We start from the raw sequence: 304 nt of genomic DNA on the forward strand, positions 1-304 counted from the left end.
GTTTCAAAAATCTGTCCCAGTCGTGGCTGGTATACTGGCTTCCTTGATCTGAGTGAACGATCACTTTTTCTATCGGTGAACGACGCCAAATAGCCATCAGCAAAGCATCAAGGACAAGCTCTTTGGTTATTCTACTTTTCATTGACCAACCAATTACCCGCCGAGAGAACAGGTCTATAACTACCGCCAGATACAGCCAACCTTCGTGCGTTTTGATGTACGTAATATCAGTTACCCATGATTGATTGGGCGCGTGCGGATTGAACTCTCGGGCTAGCTTGTTAGAAACAATGATATTTTCGAC

At 44.7% G+C, this 304-nt stretch carries 1 protein-coding gene; it reads right to left on the reverse strand.

Annotated features, from left to right (window positions below; translation table 11 throughout):
- Nucleotides 1-304, reverse strand: a 304-nt coding sequence (locus BLO31_RS22400; protein WP_139159094.1) for a DDE-type integrase/transposase/recombinase, incomplete at both ends; no start/stop codon positions are given.

This window comes from Vibrio sonorensis, from assembly GCF_001854765.1.
GTDB classification, from domain to species: Bacteria; Pseudomonadota; Gammaproteobacteria; order Enterobacterales; family Vibrionaceae; genus Vibrio; species Vibrio sonorensis.